The sequence below is a fragment of the Bradyrhizobium archetypum genome, from assembly GCF_013114835.1.
Lineage (GTDB): Bacteria > Pseudomonadota > Alphaproteobacteria > Rhizobiales > Xanthobacteraceae > Bradyrhizobium > Bradyrhizobium archetypum.
Map to the genome: position 1 here is coordinate 147,820 of NZ_JAAVLW010000005.1, position 24,120 is coordinate 171,939.

Below are 24,120 nucleotides of genomic sequence, written 5' to 3' on the forward strand. Positions count from 1 at the left end.
TAAGTCGTGGTCAACAGAAGGGTTTTTCGTCACTGTACCCGGATCACCACGGTGTCGGCCGCCCCCGTCGCGTCGATCACGGTCAGCCGGGCAAAGCCCGGTCCGGGCGGGTCGACCAGACGCTGGCGGCGACTGTCGATCTCGCCGACGGAAGTGCCGTTCACCATGACGGTCAGCGGCAGCACGCCGCCGGCCACCTTGACCGGCATGGGCGCGCCCTGCCCGCCGGTTGAACGGTCGACATCGATCCGCGAGCCGTTCAGCGGAAACTGGATCCGCGGCGCAGCATCGCTGCCGGTCCGGATCAGTTCGCCAACCGGGCGGAAGCGCCGCAACGGCAGCGGTAGCTTGGCGTTGCCAGCAATCAGCGCCCCTTTCGGCGCCTTCGGCAACGCGGCCGGGATTTTGCCGGTGCGCGCAAACGCGTCGAACAGGATCGGCGCAGCGGCGGTGCGGCCGACCAGACCCGGCACCGGCGCGCCGTCGGGGCGCCCGACCCACACGCCGATCGTGATGCGGCCGTCAAAGCCGACCGACCAAGCGTCGCGATAGCCGTAGCTAGTGCCGGTCTTGAACGCGATTTTGTTGTGCACGCCGTTTTCCGGCGGCGGCGTGCCGAGCAACACATTGCCGACCTGCCAGGCGGCGACCTGGTCCATCAGGCGCAACGGCTCGCGATCATCGTTGGCCAGCATGACCTCGCGCAGCGGTTTGGCCGCGCCGAGCCGCGCCAGTCCGGCATAGAGCTGCGCCAGATCCTGGAGCGTGACGCCGACGCCGCCAAGGCCCATCGCGAGACCCGGTGCCTCGTCCTTCGGCAGCACGAGATTGCCACCGGCCTGCTTCAGCCGCGACGACAGCCGGCTGGAGCCGACGCGGTCGAGCAGCGCGATCGCCGGCACGTTCAACGAGAGCTGCAGCGCCTTGCGCACCGGCACCGTGCCCTGGAATGTCATGTCGAAATTTTCCGGCGCATAGGAGCCGAAACGAATGGGACGGTCGTCGATCAGGCTCTCGGGGTGCACAAACCCGTCCTCGAACGCGAGCCCGTAGATGAACGGTTTCAGCGTCGATCCCGGCGAACGCACCGCGCGGGTCATGTCGACCTGCCCGGCGCGGCGTTCGTCAAAATAGTCGGATGAGCCGACGCGGGCCAGCACGTCGCCGCTTTCATTGTCGACGGCGACGATGGCGACCGAAATGTTCGGCCCCTGCGCCACGGCACGGTCGCGCGCCAGCGTCTCCAGCGTTTTCTGCAAGCCCGCGTCCAGCGTGAGCTTGATCAGCGGCGCATCCTTCACCGTCGCCATCGCGGCATCGGAGGAATGCGGCGCCAGGATCGGCATTGGCTTGCGCAGCCGCGGCACGGCAACCGCCTTGGCCTGCGCCGCATCCTCTTTCGACACCACGCCATCCTCGACCATCCGCGCCAGCACGCGGTCGCGGGCGGCGTGCGCCGCTTCCGGATGACGGTCGAGCCGGCGGCGTTCCGGTGATTGCGGCAGCGCGACCAACAACGCGGCTTCGGCGAGCGAAAGCCGCTTCGGCTCCTTGCCGAAATAGGCGATGGAAGCGGCGCGAATGCCTTCGAGATTGCCGCCGAACGGCGCCAGTGCCAGATAAAGATCGAGGATCTCGTCCTTGCTCAGTTGCTGCTCGAGCTGGATCGCGCGCACCATCTGCCGCAGTTTGGCGTAGACCGAACGCTCGCGCCGCGGCTCGATGAGCCGCGCCAGCTGCATCGTAATGGTCGAGCCGCCGGACACGATATGGCCGCTAGTTGAGAACTGTAGCACCGCGCGCCCGAGCGCCAGCGGATCGACGCCGCCATGCGACCAGAACCGGCGGTCTTCATAGGCCAGCAGCAGCTTGAGATAGCCGGGATCGACGGACGTCTTCGCATCCACCGGTAGCCGCCAGCGGCCGTCAGCCATCGCATAGGCACGCAACAGCTTGCCGTTGCGGTCGACGACCGTGGTCGAAACCTTGCGCGCCGCTTCCAGCGGCAACGGGCCGAGTGAGGCGATCCAGGCGGTGAACGCGGTAGTGATTACGATGAGGACGAAGGCGAGAGACACCGCGATCCGGAAGAAGCGGCGACGGCCCATACCACCGTCATGCCCGGGCTTGGCCCGGGCACCCACGTCTCCCTTTTGTTGGCGCAACTCTTTGCTCATTTCGCCGGACGCACCTCAACCGAGCCAGTGCCGGTGCGGCCGTAGCGCGAGGGGTTGTACATATCCTCGACATGGGCCTGCGGCAGCACGTATTTGCCGGGCGACACCGCGCGCACGATGTAGGCCACCGTAAACACCGACTGGTCGTCGCTGGCGCGGTCGATCGCCGCCGTGAAGCGGTCATCGCGAAACTCGGTGTGCTCCGGCTCCTCGCCGTCCTCGATCCAGTCCAGCGTACCGCTGTCACCCGACGACACCAGGCGTGGATTGTCGATCTCAAGGCCGGCCGGGAGATAATCGGCCACCATGATGTGCCCGTATTCCGGCTTGGCCTCGGTGATCTTCAGCACCACGGCGAAGCGATCGTTCTGCTTGGCCTTGGTCACATCGGCGGGTTTGCCGTCGAGCGTGAAATAGCTGCGCTCGATCTTGAAGCCGTTGGACGCGGCCGGCTCCGGCGTAAGTGGCGAACCCGACACCGAGACCACCGCCTGGACCGGCGCATCACCGGTGTTGGTGATTTTGACCGGCTTGCCGGCCACCGCCTCCGCCTTGTAGCTGCGATAGACCGCGGCCTTGACCGGCGATCCATCGATCTCGAGCGCCAGCGTTTCCTTCGACAGCGCCCGCGCGGCGAGCACCATCCACGCATTCTCCTGTGTGGAGGTGTAGGGCGTGAGCCCCCGCGCCGCTTCGACCCGCTGCACGGCCTGCGTCAGCGTCGCGCGCGGCGCGTTGCCTTCGCTGGCGAGCGAGACCAGCGCCGCCGCATCGCGAAGCTGCGAACCGTAATCGACGCGGCCGAACTCCAACGCAGGCTTCGGCGCGAGCGCTTCCACCGCCGCCGCATAGACCCGCTCCGCCCGCGTCCTGTCACCGACCAGCGCCAGCGCCGCGGCGAGCTGTGACTTCGCGATCGGCGTTGCGAGATTGTTCAGCTTGGTATCGGCGAGATAGCGCAAATCGCCGATCGGAGCTGCGCCGTTGCGGGCGAGCACGTAGAGGCCGTAGGCGAGATCGCGGCCGCCGTCCTTTTCCGGCTCGTTGGCGTTGACCACCGAGTTGCGGATACGATCCAGCGCGTTCTTGAACAGCACATCAGGCACCACAAAGCCCTTCTCCCGGGCTCGTGTCAGGAAGTCGGTCACATAAGCATCAAGCCAGGCGTCTTCGCCGCCCGCCGACCACAGGCCGAACGAGCCGTTCGAGCCCTGCCGTGCCAGCAGCCGTTCGATCGCATCCCTGATGCGCTGGTCGATGGCGGTATCCATCGCCAGATGCGCGCCCGCCGCGAGGTCGTTGACATAGAGCAGCGGCATGGCACGGCTCGTGATCTGCTCGGAGCAGCCGTGCGGATAGCGATCCAGTGCCTTCAGGATGGTCGCCGCATCGAGCGCGGTGGAAAGGCTGACCGAGAGCGACACGCTGCCGGTGCCCGACACCAGGTCGGAGAACATGTCCGGGGACAACGTCAAGCTCTCGCCCTTGGCCAGCGTGCGGATCGAGCGTCGCGCCAGCACCTGCGTTGCCGCCTTGACGTCGAGCGCATAATGCCGCGCCAGCGTCACCCCGTTCGGGCCCTTGATGTCGACGTCGAGATTGGCGGTGCCAGCGCCGCCGGCATCGAGCGCCAACGACATCGACGTGCGCTGCTTGGCCGCGAGCTTGACGGTGGTGGTCGGGTTGCCCGTCACCTTCACCGGACCCGAGGTCTTCACGCTGATGCTGTAGTCGCCGGGCGCGCCCTCGACATTATCGAGATCGAAGCTCACCGTGCCCTTGTCGCCGTTGAGCAGGAAGCGCGGCAGGGTTGCCGTCAGCACCACGGGATCGCGCACGGTGACGTCGATCGTCGCGCGGCCGAGCTTGGTCGCAGTCCACGCCACCGCCATGACCCGCGCGGTGCCCGCGAATTCCGGAATGTCGAAGCTGATCTCGGCGGTGCCGTCGGCGCCGACCGTAACGATGCCGGAATAGAGCGCCAGCGGCTTCTGCGTCGGCGGCGAGCCTTGCAGCTCGGCGCCGGCGGAATCGCCGCCGGTGCGGATCTGGCCACGGGTACCCTGCATGCCGTCGATCAACTGGCCGTAGAGATCACGGATTTCAGCCGTCAGCCGGCGCTGGCCGAGATAGTAATCATCAGGCGCCGGTGGCTTGTAATTGGTCAGGTTGAGAATACCGACATCGACCGCGGCAACGACGATCTTGGCGTCCTCTCCCGGATTGAGTCCGCCAAGCTTGACGGGAATCTTCAAGCTGGTGCCGGGCCGAACCAGCGGCGGCGGCGACAACGCGACCTGCAACGTCCGCGTCTTCTTGTCGATGCCGAACCATTTCAAGCCGATTGCCCGGCCGGGCATGCGCAACGCCGCTGCATCCAGCGGACGGCGCAGCGTCGCCAGCACATAAGCGCCGGTGCCCCAGTCCTTGCCGACGGTGAGCTTGACCTGCTGCGTGCCTTCCTTGACGTCGACAGTCTGCGTCGTCAGCAGGCGGTCGCCGAGCACGTTGATGGTCAGCTTGCCGGCGGTGCGGGCATTGACCGACACCACCATCGTGTCGCCCGAAGCATATTCCGGCTTATCGACCGAGGTCTCCAACAAATCCGGCGTGTCGGCGCTGCCGTCGGAATACCAGCCGACGTCGAATTGCACGGAGGTGATCGGACCATCGGCCTCGTTCGATTTGACGTCGAGGCGGTAGCGGCCAGGCTCCGGAGATACTGACACGCGCGCTGCCTTGTCAGCGGTCAGCGTCAGGTCGCCGTCGGCAACGCGCTTGGTCGACTTAACCGGCTCATATTCCCAGGACGAGTTCTGCCGATACCACTGATATCGCGACTCCATCTTCAGAAGTTCGTAGCGCAGGCCATCCCGCGCCAATTGTTTTCCATCCGGGCTGACGAACACGACGTCGAATTCGGCCTTGTCGCCCTCGGCAACGCTCTTGTCGCCGAACAGCGGCTTGATACCGATCAGCGCGCCTTGCGGCGCCACGGGTAGCACCAGCTTGCGCTCGACCGCACGGCCGCCGGTCTCCACCATGCGGATGAAGATCTGCGCCTCCTGCGGACGTGTGGACGTCGGCGCCTTGGCTAGCGACACTGGAAAAGTCGCGACGCCATTGGCGTCGGCCTCGGGCAGGTTTTCGATCGGTGTGCGCTCGTTGGAGGCGGTTTCCTCGTCCGCTACGCCGAACTGGTAGCCGGGATAGCCGGGTCGCCCTGAAGCCGCCGGCGCAACCAGCATGTCGCCCTCGAGCTGCAGGCCGGACGCCGGCGCGCCATAAAGGAACTTGCCAGCGACCTTCAGTTCGACCGGAGACTCAGCCTTGATCACCTTCTCCTTGGCCGAGACCTCGAATTCGATCCGCTCGGGGATGTAGTCCTCGACCATGAAGGTGGTCTCGCCCACGGACGAAGCCTTGGGATCGGTAAAGGCGCGGACCCGCCACGTTCCGGTCGGGACCGCGGAATTGAGCGGCACGGCCATCGAGCGCCCACCGGCACCCTGATCAGGCAGCACGACACGGCGGAATTCGACGCCGTCCGGCCGCTCGATCACAAGCGTCAGCGGCCCGCCGGCCATCGCGTTGCCCTGCCCGTCGCGCAGCAGCGCGGTCAGATAGACCGTCTCGTTCGAGCGGTAGACGCCGCGCTCGGCATAGACGAAGGCGTCGGCGCCAGGGGGCACCACCCGCCCGGATACGCCGCGGTCGGTGAGGTCGAAGGCATTGGTCTTCAGGCTGAGGAAGGCGTAGTCGGCCTTCTCGCTCATGACGGTCAGAAGCGCCGGCGACAGCCCGCCCTCGCCACGCGCCAGCCCTGCCTCGAACAGCACGTGGCCGGCCTCGTCGGTCTTGCGGTTTGCCAGGATCTCGTTGTTGCGCGCCACCAGCCGCACTTCGGCCTTGGCGACCGGTTCGGTCGAAGCCAGTGAATTGACGAAGACGTGGATGCCGTCATTGCCGGAAAACGCCGTCAAGCCCATGTCGGAGACGATGAACCATTGCGTTGCCAGCGAGCCGTCATCGTCGCCGCTGCTGCCGGGGCCCTTGGCCGCTGCCGTCATGACATAGACGCCTGGCTGCAGGTCACCGAGCGCCTGGTCGACCGGGAACGCGGTCACGATGTCCTGATTCAACGTTGAGGCGGTCGCGAGCTCGCCCGACCAGACCTTGACGCCGCGCTCGTTGCCCAAATCCGAGAGCTGGTAGCTGGAAAGCGTCTTCTGAAAATCGCTGTCGACCACCGTGTTGATCAAATTGCGGTCGCCGATCCGGAACACGTTGGCGTTCACTGCAGGTGTATTGACGCTGACCAGCGGAATGCCGCGCTGGCCGGTGCGCGGCAGCACATAGGCGCGCCCCGTGAAGCGCACGAACGGCTTGCGGTCGCGGACATAGATGTTGAATTCGGCCGACTTCGGCAGGCTCTCCTTCACCGTGGACGGCAGGCCGGCGCGCAGGTTGATGTTGTAGCGCTCGCCATGCTTCAGCCCGTCGACGCAGAGCTGCCTACCCTCGCTGGTCAGCGCCGGCTTGTCGGTGCCGGCCTGTGCCACGAAGGGCGCGAAATCGACCCGCTTGGCAAGGTCCTCGGAGAACTGGAAACAGGCCCGCGGCGAGGCGCCGTCGGAATCGACCGTATAGTCGAGCAGACGGAAGCCGTGCTGGTCGCGCATCTTCTCATACTGGCCGCGGACCTCGGCGACTTCACGCATATCGAGCGACATCCGCAAAGCATCCAGCGCCGGACGCCACAGCTTGCGCTCCGACATCGCCCGGCCGATCACGGCCAGCGCATCGGCCTCCTCAGCCTGGTTGCCGGCGCGCTGATAGGCGATGTAGGCGGCGGTCGCGGCGCGCTCATAGAGGAAGGTCTGTTCGCTGGAGCTGGCGGCGCGGATCTGGAAGATGGTCTTGGCGAGCTTCAGCCAGTTGGCGCTGTCTTCCGGCGTGGTGGCGGCGATCTGGCCCAGGATCTGCAAGCCGACGCGGAAGTCGGAGCGCCTGAAAGCGGCGTCGGCATCGTTGCGCAGCGTGGCGGAGGATTTCGCGACCGGCCCCGCCTCGCTCTTGATCTGGGCCTCCAGCTTCACGGCCGAATCGGCCAGCTCATCGCGCTTGAACGCCTTGTCTGCGGCTCCTGCCGCCGTCAGGCCGAGCGCCAGCGCTGCGCAAATCACTGAGGCGCGAACCAAACCGATCATGATGGGCTCCTTGCGGCGGACAGATGCCGCGTAACGATCAAAAAAGGCGCGAAAAGGTGACGGACTGATGGCGGCAGCATTGGCTTGCGAAAAGGTCGCGTGCATGGCTTAGGCAGTCCAACCGGTCCCGCCCGCCGCCTCGCCGGCGGACAGGCATATGTGTCAGGGGCGGGGCTATGGCCCGTCGTCTGGCTTTGTCGCACCTTTAAGGAAATCGGTTCGACCGTCTTGGCGGGAAAGCGGATTTTTCATATTGGCAGTGCTAGAGAGACCTAGGTGGTTGCCAGCCGCCTATCGCTCCAGACGGTCCCGTAGCTCAACTGGATAGAGTAGCGGATTTCTACTCCGCGGGTTGCAGGTTCGAATCCTGCCGGGATCGCCACTACCGCTACGCCTTTCCGCAATTTCGACTTCATTGTCGTCTCGGTTGGATTCTGGGCCTATGATGCCGGCCAAGAATTGCTTCCGTTGCCCTGACAAAGGATACGGTCGTCATGCCAAGAAAGGGAATCACCGGCCACGACGAATGGGTGGTCACGGAAGCGCTGGCGACGGCGCTGGTCGCGCTCGAGCAGCTCGAACCAACCCAGCAATCGCGCCAGCAGATGGACGACATCCGGAAACTCTTGGCGGCCAATTGCCAGCCCGGCACCATCAACCTGCATCTCGCCCAGGCCAAGTGCCGGCTGAACCCCCATTCGGATCGCGCCGCGATCTATCGGGAATATGGGTTTGAGGACTGGGAAGTCTGAACTGAGCTGCGCGCCGCCAACGTCGGATGGATCAACGGGTCGAGCGAGTGCGCGCCCCAAGGCGCGAATGCGGGCTACCTGCTTCCTGCCGGAACAAGCTCCGCGCGCTGGTGTTTTGTCGTTGGGAGAGGACCGCGATAATTCCGCGGGGAAGTCTGGGAGGACATCAGGATGAAGCTGCCGCATGCATCTGCCACAGCAATCGCTTTGACAGTTTTAGCCGCGACGATCGCCCCGCCCTCATCCGCCCGCGCCCAGACCTACGATCCGAGCTACCCCGTTTGCCTGCAGGTCTACCAGGGCTTCGTGGATTACTACTTCGAGTGCCACTATCGAACGATGGCGCAGTGTCAGGCGTCGGCATCGGGCCGCAGCGCCCAATGCGTCGTCAATCCATACTACGGCGGGCCGAACGCCGGGCGCGGCAAACGCCAGAGGCGCTATCAGCCGTATTGAAAGCCGGTCTGCTGCACGCCGCCGGCCTCGGCGCCCGAGGTCACCAGCCGTAGGTGCCGAGCGCAAGCGGCCGGGATGGAGTCTTCGCCGTTCGCGTGGTTTCGGGCTTCAGGCAGCGCCGGGCCGCATCGATCTCGGCGTCGCTCGCGCCCTTGCTCCGGGCCCATTGCTCCGCAGCGGGCGCACTGTATTTCGCCACATAGTACCGCACGACAGGGCATGAAATCCGACGCAAGATGCCTGACTGTTCGCTCGCAAATCCGGCGCTTGATGTTCCAAGACACAGCGCCAGCACATACACCCAACGTAAGATCATCTGATTCCCCTCTATGTATTAGAGAGGCCACGGCTTTCGCCCATGCATCAAGTCCGTTCATGAGTTCCACACACGGAACAGCCCGAGCTGTGCTTAAGGCGCAACTGCAGGCCATTCGGAGACGGCCGCTCCCGGAATCACCCCGGCTTTTTGGGATGATTAAAATTGATTGTTTACGAAGAAGACCGAAGCTGGTTGCTGCCTGCGGGCCATTCGATAGCCTCTGATTGCCAGGGCAGGCACGAACTGGTGGTATTAGGATGGAACTTGAACGCCGATCTATCGCGAGGACAACGATCTCAAAAGACGCGCTGCTGTTCTTTGACACCCAGCGCGGCGTCCTTACCTGCCGCGTTCAGGACATCACGAATTCCGGGGCCGGCATTGAACTTCACAGTCTGAATTTGCTGCCGTTGAATTTCGAACTGACTTTCGACAAATTTCATACCGTTCGCGAGTGCCGCGTGATCTGGCGGCAAGGCGATTTCATCGGTGTTGCGTTTCAAAACTGATCGATCCACGTCCGGCAACGAAACAGCGCCAGGATTGGAACTAGTAGGAACGCGCTGCGTCGAACCTGCTGCTTTCGGTTGCACTTGAACATCCCAACGCCGGCTGGGAGCTTTCGTGCAATCCTCTCGCGCGCGAGCCGTCTTGGTCCGCGACAGGTGTTCGAGCAATGTCCTGGGATCGTCCGTTCGCTCTGCGCCGCTACCTCTGCCAAAGAGGCCGCCGGCGCTTGCTTACGCTACGTGCCTTATGCGGAAGTCGTCGATCCGCTTGCCGGACTTCAGTTTTGCAACAAGCCAGCGGGGCGTCTTCCCTCGCCCTGCCCAAGTCTCGGATGGCCGATCCGGATTTCGAAATTTCGGAACGACCGTTGGATACGGACGCCGCCCGGTCGACGATCTTGGGCTCGATGATTTTGTGCGCTCGGCTTCAATGCCGCCGTTGAGTTGCTTCAGGCGATCTTCGAGCAGACGCTTCTCCGCGAGCAGTGCCGTTGCAAGCCTGGCAGCAACTTCTTCGTGGAGTGCCCATAGCTCGTCCGTGGACATTGATTTGAAGTCAATTCGGTTCACGACCGTCCCCAATCATGATTCGATGTGGTTGTCATCGTTGCTAAGCAAACGAGCAGAATAAGGCCGATTGAGAACCTCGTTCGGCCCGAAAAGTTCCAGCAGATTTGTATTTCTTACTCAGCGCAACCGTAATGGAATCCGCTTGAAGCCGCACCAGATTTCCATCCACAGCGTCGCACAACTGTTGATGATTTGATCGCGGACACAACCCGGTTGCAGCGCGCGCGAGACGGGGCGTTCGGCAGGATTTTCATCGTTACCAATCGCGCGGCCGGCCATTCTTCCAAGCCTCCACGACGGGATCACTTGCGGCTTTTGTCCGCACGATCAGGGGATGCCCATAATAGCCGAGCGCTCGTCCCCCTGGGGTAGGTGATAGGAGCGGCGCCCGGCTATTCGGGCCGCGCGGCGGTGCGGCCTCAACAGGAACTCATTTATGATTTAAGGGAACTTTAAAAAGCTCTTGAATCATAACGATTTTTATCCGGCGCAGATTATCCTATCGAGCGGTGGGGGCCTCCTGCGGAACCGAAATCGGCGCTAAGATGGGCACAAACCTCTCGCGCCAGGAACGGAATGCCCTCAAAGCGTTTTCCTGCTGCATGAAGTGAAACGGCCGCGCGAGGATTTGTTGAGCCCGCCACCCCCCGAATTGGATCGCGACGAGGCATTGGTCTGCATGACGCTGGCGTTCTGCCTGGCCGGCGCGTCGACCGGCATCATCTACCGGCTGCTGGGTTAGTTCGGGACAAGCCGGTAGTGGCTCAGCCGCCGTGACTGGCGAGTAGACGAGGCCCGGAGTGCCTAGGAGTCCGGGCCTCGTGGCCTCCAGTGGTCGCGCTCGTCGTGATGAACGAACGCCCTGCCCCCCGCTGCAAGCGCCGCTGTTATAGATGCGCCTTCTCGGCGCAGCCAATCCGTACGAGTACGGTGAGCAAGCGCCGGACTGTTCCGTGTGACAAATTGATTGTAGCGGATGCAGCTATTCGCCGCGTCTTACCGTTTATCGAACGGAATATATTGATGATACTGCTTCGGCACCGAGCTCCGGTAACGCGCGGGCACCGTGCCACGGTCGATCGAACGGTCGATCTCCTGCTGCCGGGTCATCCTGGCCGGTTTCTTTTTCTTCGGCGCGGCATTGCCCTTCTCAGGGGTGGTTTCCGGCGCGGCCGCCGGTGGGTCTGCCGTTGTGGTGGTTCCGCCACCCGCCTTGTCTTGCGCCAGAGCGACGCCGGCCGGCACGAATGTGAGTGCCGCCGCGGATGCGGCCACCACAAAACGAGTCAGTTTTCGCATAGGAAACTCCAGTTTGAGGCCACACCGCGTCCGGCCCAATCCTATTACGTCCGCAACCGGCCGCACACCGAGACTTTGGCAACGCGGACGGGCGTAGACTGGCTGTTCTTGACCCGGCTGCAGGTCGTGAACACGAATGCCAACCGGCTGCACTGCCATTCCGGACCAAGGGCTGCACTCAAGACCGGCTCCGGCGTGGACAGCCCGAACATCGCGAAAGCGGTGATGCAGGCCAGCGAGACGGCCGCGGCGGCCAGAACGAGGTTTTTGCGGGTCCACCAATTGTGTGGCATGGCGGGTCGCTCCTGTTTTGGAAGCTGTTTTGGAAGCCCGGAAAATAGGGTCGCCCCGGCCCTGGCCCTGTGAAGAAAATCACATTACATGGGCTTGTGTGCAGAGCCCGTGGACGGGGAAACGGGGTATAAGTCGCGCAAATCCGTTGCACGCCCGCAACCCTTGATCGAAATTGCCGGTTCGATGCGAGCGCGTGTGCGGGGCGTGCGATGGACAGGCAGGAAACAGGCGGGCAGGAGTCCGGCAAGCAGGAAGCAAGCTACGACTACCTTCGCTACAAGCAATTGCTGGCCGATGCAGTCGACGAGACCAGGCGGCTCGAACTGATCGAGATCATTGTCAGGGAGAAAGCCCGCGAAAGGCTGGAGGCACAGCGGATCGCGGATCGGGTGGCGATGACGGCGATGACCGTCGCCCGCGTTCTCCGGCCCGGCGGGCGGCGCGAAAGCTTCTAGCGCGTTTCAAGCAAAGTATGCCTGCCGGACGTGATCCGTAGAGCACCGCAAGCCTGATGTAGTCGGCTCGTCAGCGTCGGTTCGGGTCATTTGCTATTCACGCAAGTCTCCCCTGCTCTGCCGGCTCGCTTTCGACGCTGGCATTTTGGCCCGGGTTCACTTACCTAGGCGCCATTCCGCGCCCGTGGGCGCCCAACCCCAAGAGTGAAAGCGACAAGGCCTCTTTAAATGAGTGGATTCAAGGAACCGAACTTCGCGGACCGCCAGAAGGCCGCGATGCAGGCGCGGCAGAACATCCTGAACAAGTTTCGCGCCCAACCAGGACCTGATGATCCCGAGGTGAAGCGCCGTCAGGCCGAGCGCGAGGCCCTCGCCGCCGCCCGCGCCAAGGCACGAGAGGCAAAGGAAGCCGAAAAGGCCGAGCAGAAGCGCCGCGAGGCCGAGGCCGCTGCGGCGGAAGCGGCCAGGATCGCGCGCGAGAAGGAAGAGGAGGCCGCCAGACAGGCGGCGCTGGAAGCCGAGCAGAAGGCCAAGCGCGACGCGCGGTACGCCGCGCGCAAGAGCAAGGGCAAGAAGAGGTAGGCGGCGAGGCGCGGTCCGTGCTGGCACGCCTGCCCGGACTCGGTCATTCCGGGGTGGTGCGTTAGCACCAGACCCGGAATCTCGGGTTCGATGCTGTGCATCGCCCCGGCATGACGGTGCGGCTCAGTTCTTCTTCATGCCGTCGTCTTTTTTCATGCCGTCTTTCATCATGCCATCGTGCTTCATGCCGTCCTTCTTCATCATGCCGTCATCTTTCTTCATCGCGTCCTTGGACATGGATTCCTTCTTCATGCCGTCGTCCTTGCCCATCTTGTCCTGAGCGAAGGCGGCTGGCGCGAAGGCAAGGCCAAGCGAAACGAGCGCGGCAGAAAGGCCGAGGCTGAAGCGGGTCGTGGTCATGGGTGGTCGTCCTTTGGGTTGGTTTCTCAAGATGCGACATCTGCCGCTTCCCCAACGACGATGCTGCGACCGGCTTCGTTACCCGCCATACCCAAAAATTTCTTCCATTCTCACGGTTAGTTGAAGCCGGCAAAATGATGGCGCTCGTGCTCCGCGGGTGCCCGATGTTGGACGCATTATTGACGGAGTCTTCTGCGAACGGCTGTCCCCGGGGCGTGCGCCGCAACCGTAGCGGGCTTTGGTCTGGGGCTGGGATCAGGGCTTGCCGTCGCGCACCACCTCGACCTATCACACCGCCTCGAACTATCAGACTAGAGCCACTTCGGGACGAATACCGGCTTGGATGGGCTGCCGGTCCGGATCGCCGACCCAAGAACCATTTGCAGGGGAGAAACCATGCTCACACGCCGCCATCTCATCGCATCGGCATTTGCCGCGCCCGCCGTTCTTCGCTTCGGCACCGGCACCGCCCATGCCGCCACCACGCTGAAGATCTCGCACCAATTCCCGGGCGGCACCATCGACAAGGGCGACTTCCGCGACCGGCTGTGCCGCACCTTCGCCGCTGAAGTCGCCAAGCGAAGCGGCGGCGAGATCGCGGCCGAAGTCTATCCGAACTCTTCGCTGATCAAGACCAACGCGCAATTTTCGGCGATGCGCAAAGGTGCGCTGGATATCAGCCTGTATCCGATGCCTTACGCCGGCGGCGAATTGCCGGAGACCAATATCGGCCTGATGCCGGGCCTGGTTGCAACCTATGACCAGGGCCTACGCTGGAAGAAGGAGCCGGTTGGCAAGGCACTGACCGACTTCCTCGCCGACAAGGGGATCATTCTGCTGACCTGGATCTGGCAGGCTGGCGGCGTCGCCAGCCGTTCCCGACCGATCGTCCTCCCCGAAGACGCCAAGGGGCTGAAGGTGCGCGGCGGCTCGCGCGAAATGGACATGGTGCTGCAGACCGCGGGCGCTGCCGTGCTCTCGGTGCCGTCGAACGAAATCTACGCCGCGATGCAGACCGGCGCCTGCGATGCCGGCATCACCTCCTCCACCAGCCTGATCTCGTTCCGCCTCGAAGAGGTCGCGAAGTCGCTGACCTCGGGTGCCGGCGCCTCTTACTGGTTCATGCTCGAGCCCTTGATGATGTCGAAGGCGATCTTCGACAAATTGCCCAAGAACCACCAGGACATCATCCTGTCGGTCGGCAGCGAACTGGAAGCGTTCGGCCGCAAGGGCGCACAGGACGACGATATCGAGGTCGCCAAGGTCTATGAGAAGGCCGGCGCCAAGGTCAGCAAGCTCGATGTCGCGACCGTCGGCAAGTGGCGGGACATCGCGCGCGATACCGCGTGGAAGGACTACAGCGCCAAGACGGCGACGTCGGCCAATCTGCTGAAGCTTGCCAGCGACGTTGCCGCATGATGCATGGTCCGGTTCCGGATCAGAAGGACCATTCCGAAGCCGCCACGGGCAATCCGCTCGTGGCGGCGCTCGGCCGGACGCTGGCGCTATGCAACAGCGTCATCGTGGTCTTTGCCGCGCTCGCGCTGATCGCGGCCTGCGTGATCCTCAGTTACAGCGTGCTCGGCCGCGCCCTGTTCCACAGCCCCAACTACTGGCAGGACGAGGCGGCGGTGTTTCTGCTCGTCGGCGCCACCTTCATGACGGCTGCCTATGTGCAGGGCCAGCGCGGCCATATCGGCATTGAGGCCTTTGTCGGGCTGATGTCGCCGCTCGCCAACCGCATCCGGCTGTGGCTCGTCGATGTCGCGAGCCTGTTGTTCTGCGCCTTCTTTGCCTGGAAATCCTGGACGCTGGCGCATGAGGCCTATGTCGACGGCCAGGTGTCGAACTCGATGTGGTCGCCGCCGCTCGCGATCCCCTACGTCCTGATGGCACTGGGCATGACGCTGCTGTGCCTGCAGATCCTGTTGCAGATCATTATTCCCTTTGCTGGTGCTTCACGTCGATGAGCGTTCTTGGAATTGGTATCAGTTACGGACTGGCGACCCTGTTTGCGATGTTTTCCGGCATGCCCATTGCTTTTGCTTTGGGCGCCGTCGCGGTCGTCTTCATGGCGATCTACATGCCGGCTGCGTCACTCGATACCGTGACGCAGAACGTCTACGAGGAAATGGCCTCGATCACGCTGCTGTCGATCCCGCTGTTCATTCTCAAGGGCGCGGCGATCGGCAAATCGCGCGCCGGTCAGGATCTTTATTCCGCGCTGCATGCCTGGCTGCATCGCGTGCCTGGCGGACTTGGCGTCGCCAACGTATTCGCCTGCGCGCTGTTTGCGGCCATGGCGGGCTCCTCGCCCGCGACCTGCTCGGCGATCGGTTCGGCCGGCATTCCCGAGATGCGCAAGCGCGGCTATTCCGGCGGCTTTGCTGCCGGCATCATCGCCGCCGGCGGCACGCTCGGCATCCTGCTGCCGCCCTCGATCACCATGATCCTGTTCGCGGTCGCCGCGGAGAAATCGCTGGGACGGCTGTTCCTCGCCGGCATCGGCCCGGGATTGCTCCTGGTGACGCTGTTCGGCATCTACGCGGTGCTGCGCTTCCGCAAGGAGTTTGCGGCAGCGCAGGTGCTGTATGAAAAGACCGGAGCGGAAGCCGCCATCCTGCAGCGCGACGAATTCACGATGGCCGAGCGCTTCACCATGCTGCCGCGGGTGATCCCGTTCGTGCTGCTGCTGACCGGCGTGATGATCGCGCTGTATGGCGGCTACGCGACGCCATCGGAAACCGCAGGGTTAGGCGGGCTTCTGGCACTGGCGCTGATTGCGGTGATCTACAGCGTATGGCGGCCGAGCGACCTGTCGCCGATCCTCAAATCCACCATCCGCGAATCGACCATGCTGATGATGATCATCGGCATGTCGCTGCTCTATTCCTACGTGATGAGCTATTTGCACATTTCGCAGTCGGCGGCGGAATCCATCGTCGCCATGCATCTGCCGCGCTGGGAGCTATTGACCGCGATCCTGCTGATGGTGGTGGTGCTCGGCTTTTTCCTGCCGCCGGTGTCGATCATCCTGATGACCGCTCCGATCATCCTGCCGCCGCTGCGCGCCGCCAATTTCGACATTATCTGGTTCGGCGTGGTCATGACGATCGTGATGGAGATGGGGCTGATCCACCCGCCGGTCGGCCTGAACATCTTCGTCATTCGCAACGTCGCTCCCGACATTCCCTTGAGCGAAGTGATCTGGGGCACCCTGCCCTTCGTGCTGCTGATGATGCTGGCGGTGCTGTTGTTGTGCTTCTTCCCGGGGATTTCGACCTGGCTGCCGGATCTCGTAATGGGCCCGGATGGAGGGAGGTGAGGCTTCCGATCGCTCTCACCCCGTCATTGCGAGCGAAGCGAAGCAATCCATCCCTCCGCGTATGAGGAAGGATGGATTGCTTCGCGCTTTCGCTCCTCGCAATGACGCGGTTAGGCCTGCGCCGATGTCAACCTTCACCGCCCGGCCCGCGCCGCGATCGAGCCGCCGCCCACCACCTGCAACAGGTCCGTCCTGACAGCCTCGATATGCCGCTCGAGAAACCGGCAGGCCTCGTCGATCTTTTTCGCCCGGCATAGCGCGATCAGATGGGCGTGCTCCTTTTCGGCCTTCCCCATCGCCTTGGTGTTGGAAAGCTGCAGGCGCGTATAGCGGTCGCTGGTCTGCAATAGCGCCACGACGATCGCCTTGGTCCGCGGCCGCCGCGCGTGGGCGTACAGCGCCATATGGAAATCGGCATTGAGCTGCCCCCACTCGCTGACATTGCCCGCTTTGATCGCCTTCTCAAAGCGCTTCTGGATATCGTCCAGCGCGGCAAAATCTGCTTCCGCAAAATGCGGTGCGGACTGCGCCAGGAGCCGCGGCTCCATGATCCCGCGAAGATCGAACACGTCGTTGATTTCGTCGAGCGACAGCTCGGAGACGATCGCGCCTTTTTGCGGGACGATTCGCACCAACCCTTCGGCCTCGAGCTGAAACAGCGCTTCGCGCACCGGAATGCGGCTCACGCCATACGCGTCGCCGAGCGCATCCTGCCGCAGCTGGCAGCCGGCCGGATAGGTGCCGTCGAGAATGGCCTGCCTGAGCTGGTCGACGATCGCGGCCGACAGCGTCCGGTGCTTCAGAGCGCCTTTCATTTGATCTTCCGTCATCATTGCCGGCCCTTCCGATCGAGGCGGCCCTGTTTCGCACGTTGACGTGGCCCCGCCCCAGCAAAAGCTGTCCGTGCCCACAATCACCATTTGACAAGATTGTATAAATTATACACCCTCGAATAGCACGGGAAATTTCCGAGGGGGCAGCGGGGCTCTTCATGATCGACCAGACGATTGCGCAAGCGCCGGCGTTCAGCGCCTGGCGGATCGTTGTCAGGGCTTCGAGTCTCCTGCTCGCCTTCGAGCGCATCGCCTTGATGAGCCTGATGTATCTCTTGACGGCATTGATCCTGGTGAACGTCGTCACCCGCTATTCGCATTTCCCGATCTACTGGATCGATGAATCGGCGGTCTATTGCGTGGTCTGGCTGACCTTCATCGGCGCCTCCGCCATGACCCGGCTGCGGCTCGACTTCGCGGTCACGATGATGACCGAACGCTTGTCAGCGCGGAATCAGAAGATCGCGAAGGTCATCGCGACGGCAATGGTCGTCGTGTTCGGCGTGACCCTGATCATCACCTGCTTCCTCTGGATGGATCCGATCGGGTTGGCCCGCGCCGGTTTCGACGCGCGCAAGCTCGCCGCCGAGACGTTCAACTTCCTCTACACCGAGCGAACGCAGACGCTGAACTGGCCGACCTGGGTGCTCTATCTGACGCTGCCGATCTTCGCGGTCTCCATGACCGTTCATGGGCTCGCAAACCTGCTCGAAGATCTCGAACTGGTGCCGCGGACGCCGCCGAAGGGCTTTCAGCTCTCCGAACTCGACGGGGTCAACTAGTGATCACGTCAGCCGCCTTCATCGCGATCATGCTGGTCGGGGTGCCGATCGGCCTTTGCTTGTGCCTGGCCGGCTTCGTCTACATCATCGCGTCGGGCAATCCGGTGCTGTTCCAGTCCTACCCGCTGCAGCTTTTCGGCGGCGTCGACAGTTATGGACTGATCGCGATCCCGCTGTTCATCCTGATCGGCGAAATCATGAACGGCGGCGGCATCACGCGGCGCATTGTCGACATGGCAATGGCCTTTGTCGGCTCGCTGAAAGGCGGGCTCGCCTACGTCAACATCCTCGCCAACATGTTCATCTCCTCCATCCTGGGATCTGCGACGGCGCAGGTCGCAATCATGGCGCAGATCATGGTGCCGGAGATGGAAAAGAAGGGTTACGACAAGACCTTTGCCGCCGGTCTGACCGCCTACGGCGGCATGCTCGGACCGATCATTCCGCCCTCGGTGATGTTCGTGGTCTACAGCGTGCTGGCGCAGGTTTCCGTCAGCGACATGCTGATTGCCGGCATCGTACCGGGCGTGATCCTGACAGTGATGTTCTGCATCGTCATCGCGTTGATGGGATACATCTACAACTATCCCAAGGCCGATTATCAGACCCCACGGCAGCGCGTGGCGACGATCCTGCGGACATCGCCGACGCTTCTCATTCCCATCGTGATCGTCGGCAGCATCCTCGGCGGGCTCGCCAACGCGACGGAGTCCGCGGCCGTCGGCGCCGTGGCCGCCGCGCTGGTCGGAAAATACTGGACCAAGGAATTCCAGTTTTCGCAGCTTCCGCAGATGATGCTGCGCGCCGGCATCTACTCGGCGATCGTGCTGTTCCTGGTCGCGGCTGCCGCCGTGTTCTCCTGGGTGCTGATCTTCGGCAAGGTGCCGCAGGAGACCGCGGGCTGGATCCAGTCGGTCGCCAAGGATCCCGTCAGCTTCATGCTCCTCTGCAACGTGATCCTGCTGATCATCGGCACGGTGATCGATGGCATTCCCGGCCTGATCATGACGGTGCCGATCCTGCTGCCGGTTGCGACCGAGGTCTATCACATCGATCCGCGCCAGTTCGGCGTGGTGGTGGTGATCAATCTCGTGCTCGGATTGCTGTCACCTCCGGTCGGTCTTTGCTTCTTCGTGGCGGCCGCCGTCACCGGCGCCAAGCCCGGAAAGATGTTCATGGTGACGCTGCCGCTGTTCGGCATCTCCTGCATCCTTCTGGTGCTGCTGTCGCTCTACCCGCCCCTTTCCCTCGTCCTCATCAAGTAAACCCGAAAACCCCTTTAGGAGCCTTGCCATGTCTCTTTCGCGTCGCCGCTTCCTTGCCGCCAGCGCGGCCGTGCCGCTGTTCGCGCCGTCGCTGGCGCTGGCTCAAGCCAAGGAATTCCGCCTCGGCCTGATTACGCCCAATGGCCATTCCTGGAACAAGGCGGCGCTGAAGCTCGGCGACGATCTCAAGGCGGCGACCAACGGCCGTCTGACCATGACGGTGTTTCACTCCGGCCAACTCGGCAACGAGCCGGCGATGATGCAGCAATTGCAGTCCGGCGCGCTCGACATGGGATTCATCCAAGCCGCCGAGCTCGGCTCGCGCGTTCCGCACATCGCGGCAATCAATGCGCCCTACATCGTGCGCTCGACACCGTCGGTGGCGAAATTCGTCCGCCATCCGGCAGCGATCAAGCTGTTCGACGTGCTGCCACAGGAAACCGGCACGATCGGCCTCGGCTGGGGCATCACCGGCATGCGCGCCATCTTCTCGTCGAAAGACCTGACTGGTCTGGCCGATATTAAGGGCATGAAGCTGCGCATCAACCCGACGCCGGTCTACCGCGACTTCTATTCGTCGCTCGGCGCGGCGCCGACGCCGATCCCGACGCCCCAGGTGTTCGATGCCATGGCGAACGGCCAGGTCGACGGTCTCGAGGCGGATCTGGAGTTCTCCTGGAACCAGCGCTTCGACAAGGTGTCAAAGGTCATCCTGCAGATGAACGCCGTCTTCATGCCGATGGCAGCCGTCGTCTCCGGCCGGGTCTGGCAATCGCTGCCGGCAGCCGACCGCGAGCTGATCACCAAGACGGTCAAGTCGACGCTCGATGCCCAAATCGACGAACTGGCCGGCAACGAGCCCAAGCTGATCGAGAACTTCAAGAACGCGCCGATCCCCATCCGTCAGGTCCCCGCCGGAGATACCGAGGCGGTCATTGCCGAGTTCGACAAGGTCTGGCTGCCCAAGGCGCCTGTCCTTGCCGAGCTGCGGAAGGTCGGCGCAACGCTTTAACCCCCACCCATCGTTTCCAAACTAGCGCCTGGCGGTTTCAAACCATCCGCCGGCAAATCCCAATTGGAGCCAAATAATGAGCCCACGCATTTCCTGGGAAGGCGTCTTCCCGGCCGTTACCACGCAGTTCAACGACGACCTGTCGCTCAATATCGACGCCACCGCCAAGGTCATGGATGGCCTGATCCGCGACGGCGTTTCCGGACTGATCGTCTGCGGGTCCGTCGGTGAGAACACCTCACTGGAGCGCAAGGAGAAGGTTGCAATCATGGAAGCGGCAAAATCCGTCGCGGCCGGCCGCGTGCCCGTGCTGTGCGGCATTGCCGAATTCACGACCGCCTTCGCCGTCGAGACCGCGAAGGAAGCCGCGCGCGTCGGCATCGACGGCATCATGGTGATGCCCGCGTTGGTCTATTCGTCCAAGTCGCATGAGACCGCCGCGCATTTCCGCTCGGTTGCCAGCGCGACCGACCTGCCGGTCATGCTCTACAACAACCCGCCGATCTACAAGAACGACGTCACGCCGGACATTCTGGCCTCGCTCGCCGACGTCGAAACCGTCGTCTGCTTCAAGGATTCCTCCGGCGACACGCGGCGTTTCATCGACACCCGCAACATGGTCGGCGACCGCTTCGTGCTGTTCGCAGGCCTCGACGACGTCATCGTCGAGAGCGTGGCCATGGGCGCGGTCGGCTGGGTGTCCGGCATGTCGAATGCCTTCCCGCGCGAGGGCGAGACCCTGTTCCGCCTCGCCAAGGCGGGGCGCTATGCCGAGGCGATGCCGCTCTACGAATGGTTCATGCCGCTGTTGCATCTCGATGCCCGCCCGGACCTCGTTCAATGCATCAAGCTGTGCGAGCACATCATGGGCCGCGGCACCGCGCTGACCCGCCCGCCGCGGCTGGCGTTGCTGCCGCACGAGAAGGCCGAGGTCGAAGCGATGATGGCGAAGGCGCTGAAGAACCGGCCTGTGCTGCCGAATGTCGGCCTGAAGGCCGCGTAGGCGGCCTACTTGGCTCGCGCCTTCGCATTCAACGCCGCCGCGACGCGGCTGACCGGCGGCCGGCCGATCAGGCCGCTCACGACATTGGTCGCGGCGACCAACTTTTCCATGTCGATTCCGGTCCCAATGCCCAAGCCCTCGAGCATATAGACGACATCCTCCGTCGCGACGTTGCCCGTCGCGCCGGGGGCATAGGGGCAGCCGCCGAGGCCGCCGGCTGCGGAATCGACCGCGCGGCAGCCTTCCTCCATTCCGGCGTAGAGATTGGCGAGCGCCTGGCCATAGGTGTCGTGGAAATGCATGGCGAGATTGGCCATCGGCACGTGGCCGGCGACCGCGCGCAACAGCTGCCGCGCTTTCAGTGGCGTGCCGACGCCGATGGTATCGCCGAGCGAGATTTCGTAGCAGCCGAGATCCCACAGCACCTTTGCGACATCGACCACCGCCTGCGGCTTGATCTCGCCCTCATAGGGACAGCCGAGCACGGTGGAAATGTAGCCGCGCACCCGGACGCCATCGGCCTTGGCGCGCGCGAGCACCGGCTTGAACCGCTCGATCGATTCCGCGATTCCGCAATTGATGTTGGCGCACGAAAAGCTTTCCGACGCGGCGGCAAACACGGCGATCAATTTGGCACCGGCCGCCTGCGAAGCCTCATAGCCCTTCTCGTTCGGCACCAGCACCGGCAGCTCGCAGTTGGTGTGATGGCTGACGCCGCGCAAGACTTCGGCCGAGCCCACCATTTGCGGAATCGCCTTGGGCGAGACGAACGCGCCGACCTCCACTGCCTTGAGCCCGGCGCCGATCAGCGCCTCGACGAAAGCGATCCGATCAGCGACGCTGATCGGGGTTTTCTCGTTCTGCAGCCCGTCGCGCGGGCCGACTTCGACGATGTGAATGCTATCGCTCATGGTGTGGCCGTCGGTTCGATTTCGGCAAGCTCAACGCCTTCGCCGACGATATCGCCGACCTTGCAGTTGAGCTTCTTCAAGACGCCAGCAAAGGGCGCGCGGAGCGTCTGCTCCATTTTCATGACTTCCAGCGTCAGGATCGCGGCTCCTTTTTCCATGGCTGCGCCTTCCTCGGCCAGCAACGCCACGACTGTGCCCGGCAAGGGCGCCACGATCTTGTCCTCGCCGACCTGCTCCTCGGTCTCGCCGCCGAACGGATCGACCCAATGCAGGTCGAAGCGGCCGTTCCGGGTGCGCAGGTAAAGCTCGTGCCCCTCGATCACGGCGGTCACACGCGACTTCATACCGTCGAGCGTGAGGTCGAAGGCGCCGCCATCCGCCGGCGAGATCGCGAAAACAAACTGGTGCTTGCCGATCGATAGCGTCGACAGCCCATTGCCATATCGCAGCGTCACCTTCTGTTCGCCGCCCTGCCCCTGGCGGAACGAGAATACCCGCTGCCGCTGCCCGACCGGCATCCAGCCGAAAGTCTGCCAGGGCGAATGCGCCTCCCTGCCCGCCGCCTTCCGTTCGTCGTGGACGATCGCACCGACCGCGGCGCAAAGCTCGAGATTGCCGGCTGTCCCGGAGAACTCTGTCAGCTTGTTCAGCTCGCGCTCGATGAAGCCGGTGTCAATCGTATTGGCGCGCACGTCAGGATGCATGATGAGCGCCGACAGGAACGAAATGTTCGTGACGATGCCACGGACGTCGGTCTCTTCCAGCCCGCGGTTGAGCCGCTCGATCGCGGCTTGGCGCGTCGGCGCCCAGGCGATGACTTTAGCCAACATAGCGTCGTAATAGGGCGATACTGCATCACCATCGCGATAGCCGGCATCGATGCGCAGGCCGTCGACGGCATCTGGCGTACGCCAGATGCTGATCCGGCCGACCGAGGGCATGAAGTTCTTCTGCGGGTTTTCGGCGTAGACCCGCGCCTCGATGGCATGGCCGTTCAGCTTGATCTCGTCCTGCGTGAGCGGCAGCTTTTCGCCGAACGCCACCCGCAACTGCCATTCGACGAGATCGACGCCGGTGATCAGTTCGGTCACGGGATGCTCGACCTGCAGGCGGGTGTTCATCTCGATGAAGAACACCTTCTTGCCATCAGAGACGAATTCGATCGTGCCGGCGCCGACATAGTCGACGGCAGCCGCCGCCCTGCGCGCGGCTTCGCAAACCGTCTCACGTTGTTTAGTGTCCAGCGTGGGCGACGGCGCCTCCTCGATCACCTTCTGGTGCCGCCGCTGCAGCGTGCATTCGCGCTCCCAAAGCGAAAGCAGATTGCCGTGGCTGTCGCCGATGATCTGCACCTCGATGTGCCGTGGGTTTTGCACGAATTTCTCGATCAGCATGCGGTCGTCGCCGAATGCCGCCTTGGCCTCGCGCTTGGCGCTGACGATTGCCGCCGCAAGCTCTGCCGCCGAATTGACCACGCGCATGCCGCGTCCGCCGCCGCCGGCGGATGCCTTCACCAGAACGGGGAAGCCGATCGCATCGGCGGCCCTCGCCAGTGTCGCCTCGTCCTGCGCCTCGCCATGATAGCCGGGCACCAGCGGCACGCCGGCTTTTTCCATCAGCGCTTTCGAGCCCGACTTCGAGCCCATCGCCGTCATCATCTCGGCGGTAGGACCGACGAATACCAGCCCGGCGTTCAGGCAGGCCTTCGCGAACTCGGCATTCTCCGACAGGAATCCGTAGCCGGGATGGACAGCTTCGGCGCCGGTCTGGCGCGCGGCTTCGATCACCCGCTCGATGTTGAGATAGCTGTCGCGCGCCCGCGCCGGTCCGAGCAGCACGGCCTCATCGGCCATGGCGACGTGCATGGCGTCGCAATCGGCCTCCGAATAGACGGCAACCGTGCGCAGCCCCATGGCTCGGGCGGAGCGGGTGACCCGGCAGGCGATCTCGCCACGGTTGGCGATCAGGAGCGTATGGAAACGGCGGTAAAGCTTTGCGCGGTCCAT

The 24,120-nt window shown here is 63.6% G+C and carries 23 protein-coding genes and 1 tRNA gene; 13 read left to right on the forward strand and 11 right to left on the reverse strand.

Features of this window, described 5'->3' with window-relative positions; translation table 11 throughout:
* Positions 1-29: 29 nt before the first annotated feature.
* Together pbpC and HCN50_RS16995 are read right to left on the reverse strand one after the other, a co-directional pair.
* Entirely contained in the window at positions 30-2,144 is a 2,115-nt protein-coding gene (pbpC, locus tag HCN50_RS16990; protein ID WP_512699170.1) for a penicillin-binding protein 1C, read from the reverse strand.
* Between the two features lie 29 nt (positions 2,145-2,173).
* Complete coding sequence (locus tag HCN50_RS16995; RefSeq protein WP_171710826.1) at positions 2,174-7,387, reverse strand: alpha-2-macroglobulin family protein; 5,214 nt, start codon at positions 7,385-7,387, stop codon at positions 2,174-2,176.
* Between the two features lie 305 nt (positions 7,388-7,692).
* Here HCN50_RS16995 and HCN50_RS17000 point away from each other — a divergent pair.
* The 3 genes from HCN50_RS17000 (at position 7,693) to HCN50_RS17010 (ending at position 8,595) form a co-directional block, all read left to right on the forward strand.
* Positions 7,693-7,769 (forward strand) — tRNA-Arg (locus tag HCN50_RS17000).
* Positions 7,770-7,881: 112 nt separating this feature from the next.
* Entirely contained in the window at positions 7,882-8,139 is a 258-nt protein-coding gene (locus tag HCN50_RS17005; RefSeq protein ID WP_171710827.1) for a hypothetical protein, read from the forward strand.
* Positions 8,140-8,310: 171 nt separating this feature from the next.
* A complete protein-coding gene (locus HCN50_RS17010; protein ID WP_171710828.1) occupies positions 8,311-8,595 on the forward strand; it encodes a DUF3551 domain-containing protein in 285 nt (94 codons plus the stop codon).
* A gap of 40 nt (positions 8,596-8,635) precedes the next feature.
* Here the strand turns inward: HCN50_RS17010 and HCN50_RS17015 are convergent, their stop codons facing one another.
* Positions 8,636-8,911: a hypothetical protein gene (locus tag HCN50_RS17015; protein WP_171710829.1), complete on the reverse strand. Its 276-nt coding sequence runs from the start codon at positions 8,909-8,911 to the stop codon at positions 8,636-8,638.
* Between the two features lie 260 nt (positions 8,912-9,171).
* On the opposite strand from HCN50_RS17015, the gene HCN50_RS34800 reads away from it, so the two are divergent.
* Positions 9,172-9,423: a PilZ domain-containing protein gene (locus HCN50_RS34800; RefSeq protein WP_171710830.1), complete on the forward strand. Its 252-nt coding sequence runs from the start codon at positions 9,172-9,174 to the stop codon at positions 9,421-9,423.
* 231 nt (positions 9,424-9,654) lie between these two features.
* On the opposite strand, the gene HCN50_RS17025 is transcribed toward HCN50_RS34800, so the two are convergent.
* From HCN50_RS17025 to HCN50_RS17040, 4 genes are all read right to left on the reverse strand, one after another.
* A complete protein-coding gene (locus tag HCN50_RS17025; RefSeq protein WP_311968060.1) occupies positions 9,655-9,993 on the reverse strand; it encodes an H-NS histone family protein in 339 nt (112 codons plus the stop codon).
* A 117-nt stretch (positions 9,994-10,110) separates the two neighbouring features.
* Positions 10,111-10,272 (reverse strand): hypothetical protein, encoded by a 162-nt coding sequence (locus tag HCN50_RS17030; protein ID WP_171710831.1) that lies wholly within the window; start codon positions 10,270-10,272, stop codon positions 10,111-10,113.
* Between the two features lie 717 nt (positions 10,273-10,989).
* Positions 10,990-11,292, reverse strand: coding sequence for a hypothetical protein (locus HCN50_RS17035; RefSeq protein ID WP_171710832.1), 303 nt, complete (start codon positions 11,290-11,292; stop codon positions 10,990-10,992).
* A 44-nt stretch (positions 11,293-11,336) separates the two neighbouring features.
* A complete protein-coding gene (locus HCN50_RS17040; RefSeq protein ID WP_171710833.1) occupies positions 11,337-11,585 on the reverse strand; it encodes a hypothetical protein in 249 nt (82 codons plus the stop codon).
* Between the two features lie 210 nt (positions 11,586-11,795).
* Here HCN50_RS17040 and HCN50_RS17045 point away from each other — a divergent pair, with 210 nt between their 5' ends.
* Positions 11,796-12,041: a hypothetical protein gene (locus tag HCN50_RS17045; RefSeq protein WP_171710834.1), complete on the forward strand. Its 246-nt coding sequence runs from the start codon at positions 11,796-11,798 to the stop codon at positions 12,039-12,041.
* A gap of 228 nt (positions 12,042-12,269) precedes the next feature.
* Positions 12,270-12,623, forward strand: a complete 354-nt coding sequence (locus HCN50_RS17050; RefSeq protein ID WP_171710835.1) for a DUF6481 family protein — start codon at positions 12,270-12,272, stop codon at positions 12,621-12,623.
* 123 nt (positions 12,624-12,746) lie between these two features.
* Here HCN50_RS17050 and HCN50_RS17055 read toward each other — a convergent pair whose 3' ends face one another.
* A complete protein-coding gene (locus HCN50_RS17055) occupies positions 12,747-12,983 on the reverse strand; it encodes a pentapeptide MXKDX repeat protein (protein WP_171710836.1) in 237 nt (78 codons plus the stop codon).
* Between the two features lie 396 nt (positions 12,984-13,379).
* Here HCN50_RS17055 and HCN50_RS17060 point away from each other — a divergent pair, with 396 nt between their 5' ends.
* From HCN50_RS17060 to HCN50_RS17070, 3 genes are read left to right on the forward strand one after another with little or no spacing between them, the layout of a single operon-like run.
* Positions 13,380-14,402 carry a TRAP transporter substrate-binding protein gene (locus tag HCN50_RS17060; protein WP_171710837.1) on the forward strand — a complete coding sequence of 341 codons (1,023 nt, stop codon included), beginning with the start codon at positions 13,380-13,382 and terminating at the stop codon, positions 14,400-14,402.
* Positions 14,399-14,953 carry a TRAP transporter small permease gene (locus tag HCN50_RS17065; RefSeq protein WP_171710838.1) on the forward strand — a complete coding sequence of 185 codons (555 nt, stop codon included), beginning with the start codon at positions 14,399-14,401 and terminating at the stop codon, positions 14,951-14,953. The genes HCN50_RS17060 and HCN50_RS17065 overlap by 4 nt, the downstream gene beginning before the upstream one ends.
* Positions 14,950-16,308, forward strand: a complete 1,359-nt coding sequence (locus tag HCN50_RS17070) for a TRAP transporter large permease (RefSeq protein WP_171710839.1) — start codon at positions 14,950-14,952, stop codon at positions 16,306-16,308. Before HCN50_RS17065 ends, HCN50_RS17070 begins: the two co-directional genes overlap by 4 nt.
* Before the next feature lie 134 nt (positions 16,309-16,442).
* Here HCN50_RS17070 and HCN50_RS17075 read toward each other — a convergent pair whose 3' ends face one another.
* Positions 16,443-17,123: a GntR family transcriptional regulator gene (locus tag HCN50_RS17075; protein WP_171710840.1), complete on the reverse strand. Its 681-nt coding sequence runs from the start codon at positions 17,121-17,123 to the stop codon at positions 16,443-16,445.
* Between the two features lie 176 nt (positions 17,124-17,299).
* Here HCN50_RS17075 and HCN50_RS17080 point away from each other — a divergent pair, with 176 nt between their 5' ends.
* The 4 genes from HCN50_RS17080 to HCN50_RS17095 all read left to right on the forward strand — a co-directional run bounded on the left by HCN50_RS17080 (position 17,300) and on the right by HCN50_RS17095 (position 21,203).
* A complete protein-coding gene (locus tag HCN50_RS17080) occupies positions 17,300-17,923 on the forward strand; it encodes a TRAP transporter small permease (RefSeq protein ID WP_171710841.1) in 624 nt (207 codons plus the stop codon).
* Complete coding sequence (locus HCN50_RS17085; protein ID WP_171710842.1) at positions 17,923-19,188, forward strand: TRAP transporter large permease; 1,266 nt, start codon at positions 17,923-17,925, stop codon at positions 19,186-19,188. Before HCN50_RS17080 ends, HCN50_RS17085 begins: the two co-directional genes overlap by 1 nt.
* A gap of 28 nt (positions 19,189-19,216) precedes the next feature.
* On the forward strand, positions 19,217-20,200 hold the full coding sequence (locus HCN50_RS17090) for a TRAP transporter substrate-binding protein (protein WP_171710843.1): 984 nt from the start codon (positions 19,217-19,219) through the stop codon (positions 20,198-20,200).
* Between the two features lie 76 nt (positions 20,201-20,276).
* Positions 20,277-21,203, forward strand: a complete 927-nt coding sequence (locus tag HCN50_RS17095; RefSeq protein ID WP_171710844.1) for a dihydrodipicolinate synthase family protein — start codon at positions 20,277-20,279, stop codon at positions 21,201-21,203.
* Between the two features lie 5 nt (positions 21,204-21,208).
* On the opposite strand, the gene HCN50_RS17100 is transcribed toward HCN50_RS17095, so the two are convergent.
* Both HCN50_RS17100 and HCN50_RS17105 read right to left on the reverse strand, forming a co-directional pair.
* Positions 21,209-22,114, reverse strand: coding sequence for a hydroxymethylglutaryl-CoA lyase (locus tag HCN50_RS17100; protein WP_171710845.1), 906 nt, complete (start codon positions 22,112-22,114; stop codon positions 21,209-21,211).
* The gene (locus HCN50_RS17105) at positions 22,111-24,120 is read right to left on the reverse strand and encodes an acetyl/propionyl/methylcrotonyl-CoA carboxylase subunit alpha (protein WP_171710846.1); all 2,010 of its coding nucleotides are present in this window, start codon (positions 24,118-24,120) and stop codon (positions 22,111-22,113) included. Before HCN50_RS17105 ends, HCN50_RS17100 begins: the two co-directional genes overlap by 4 nt.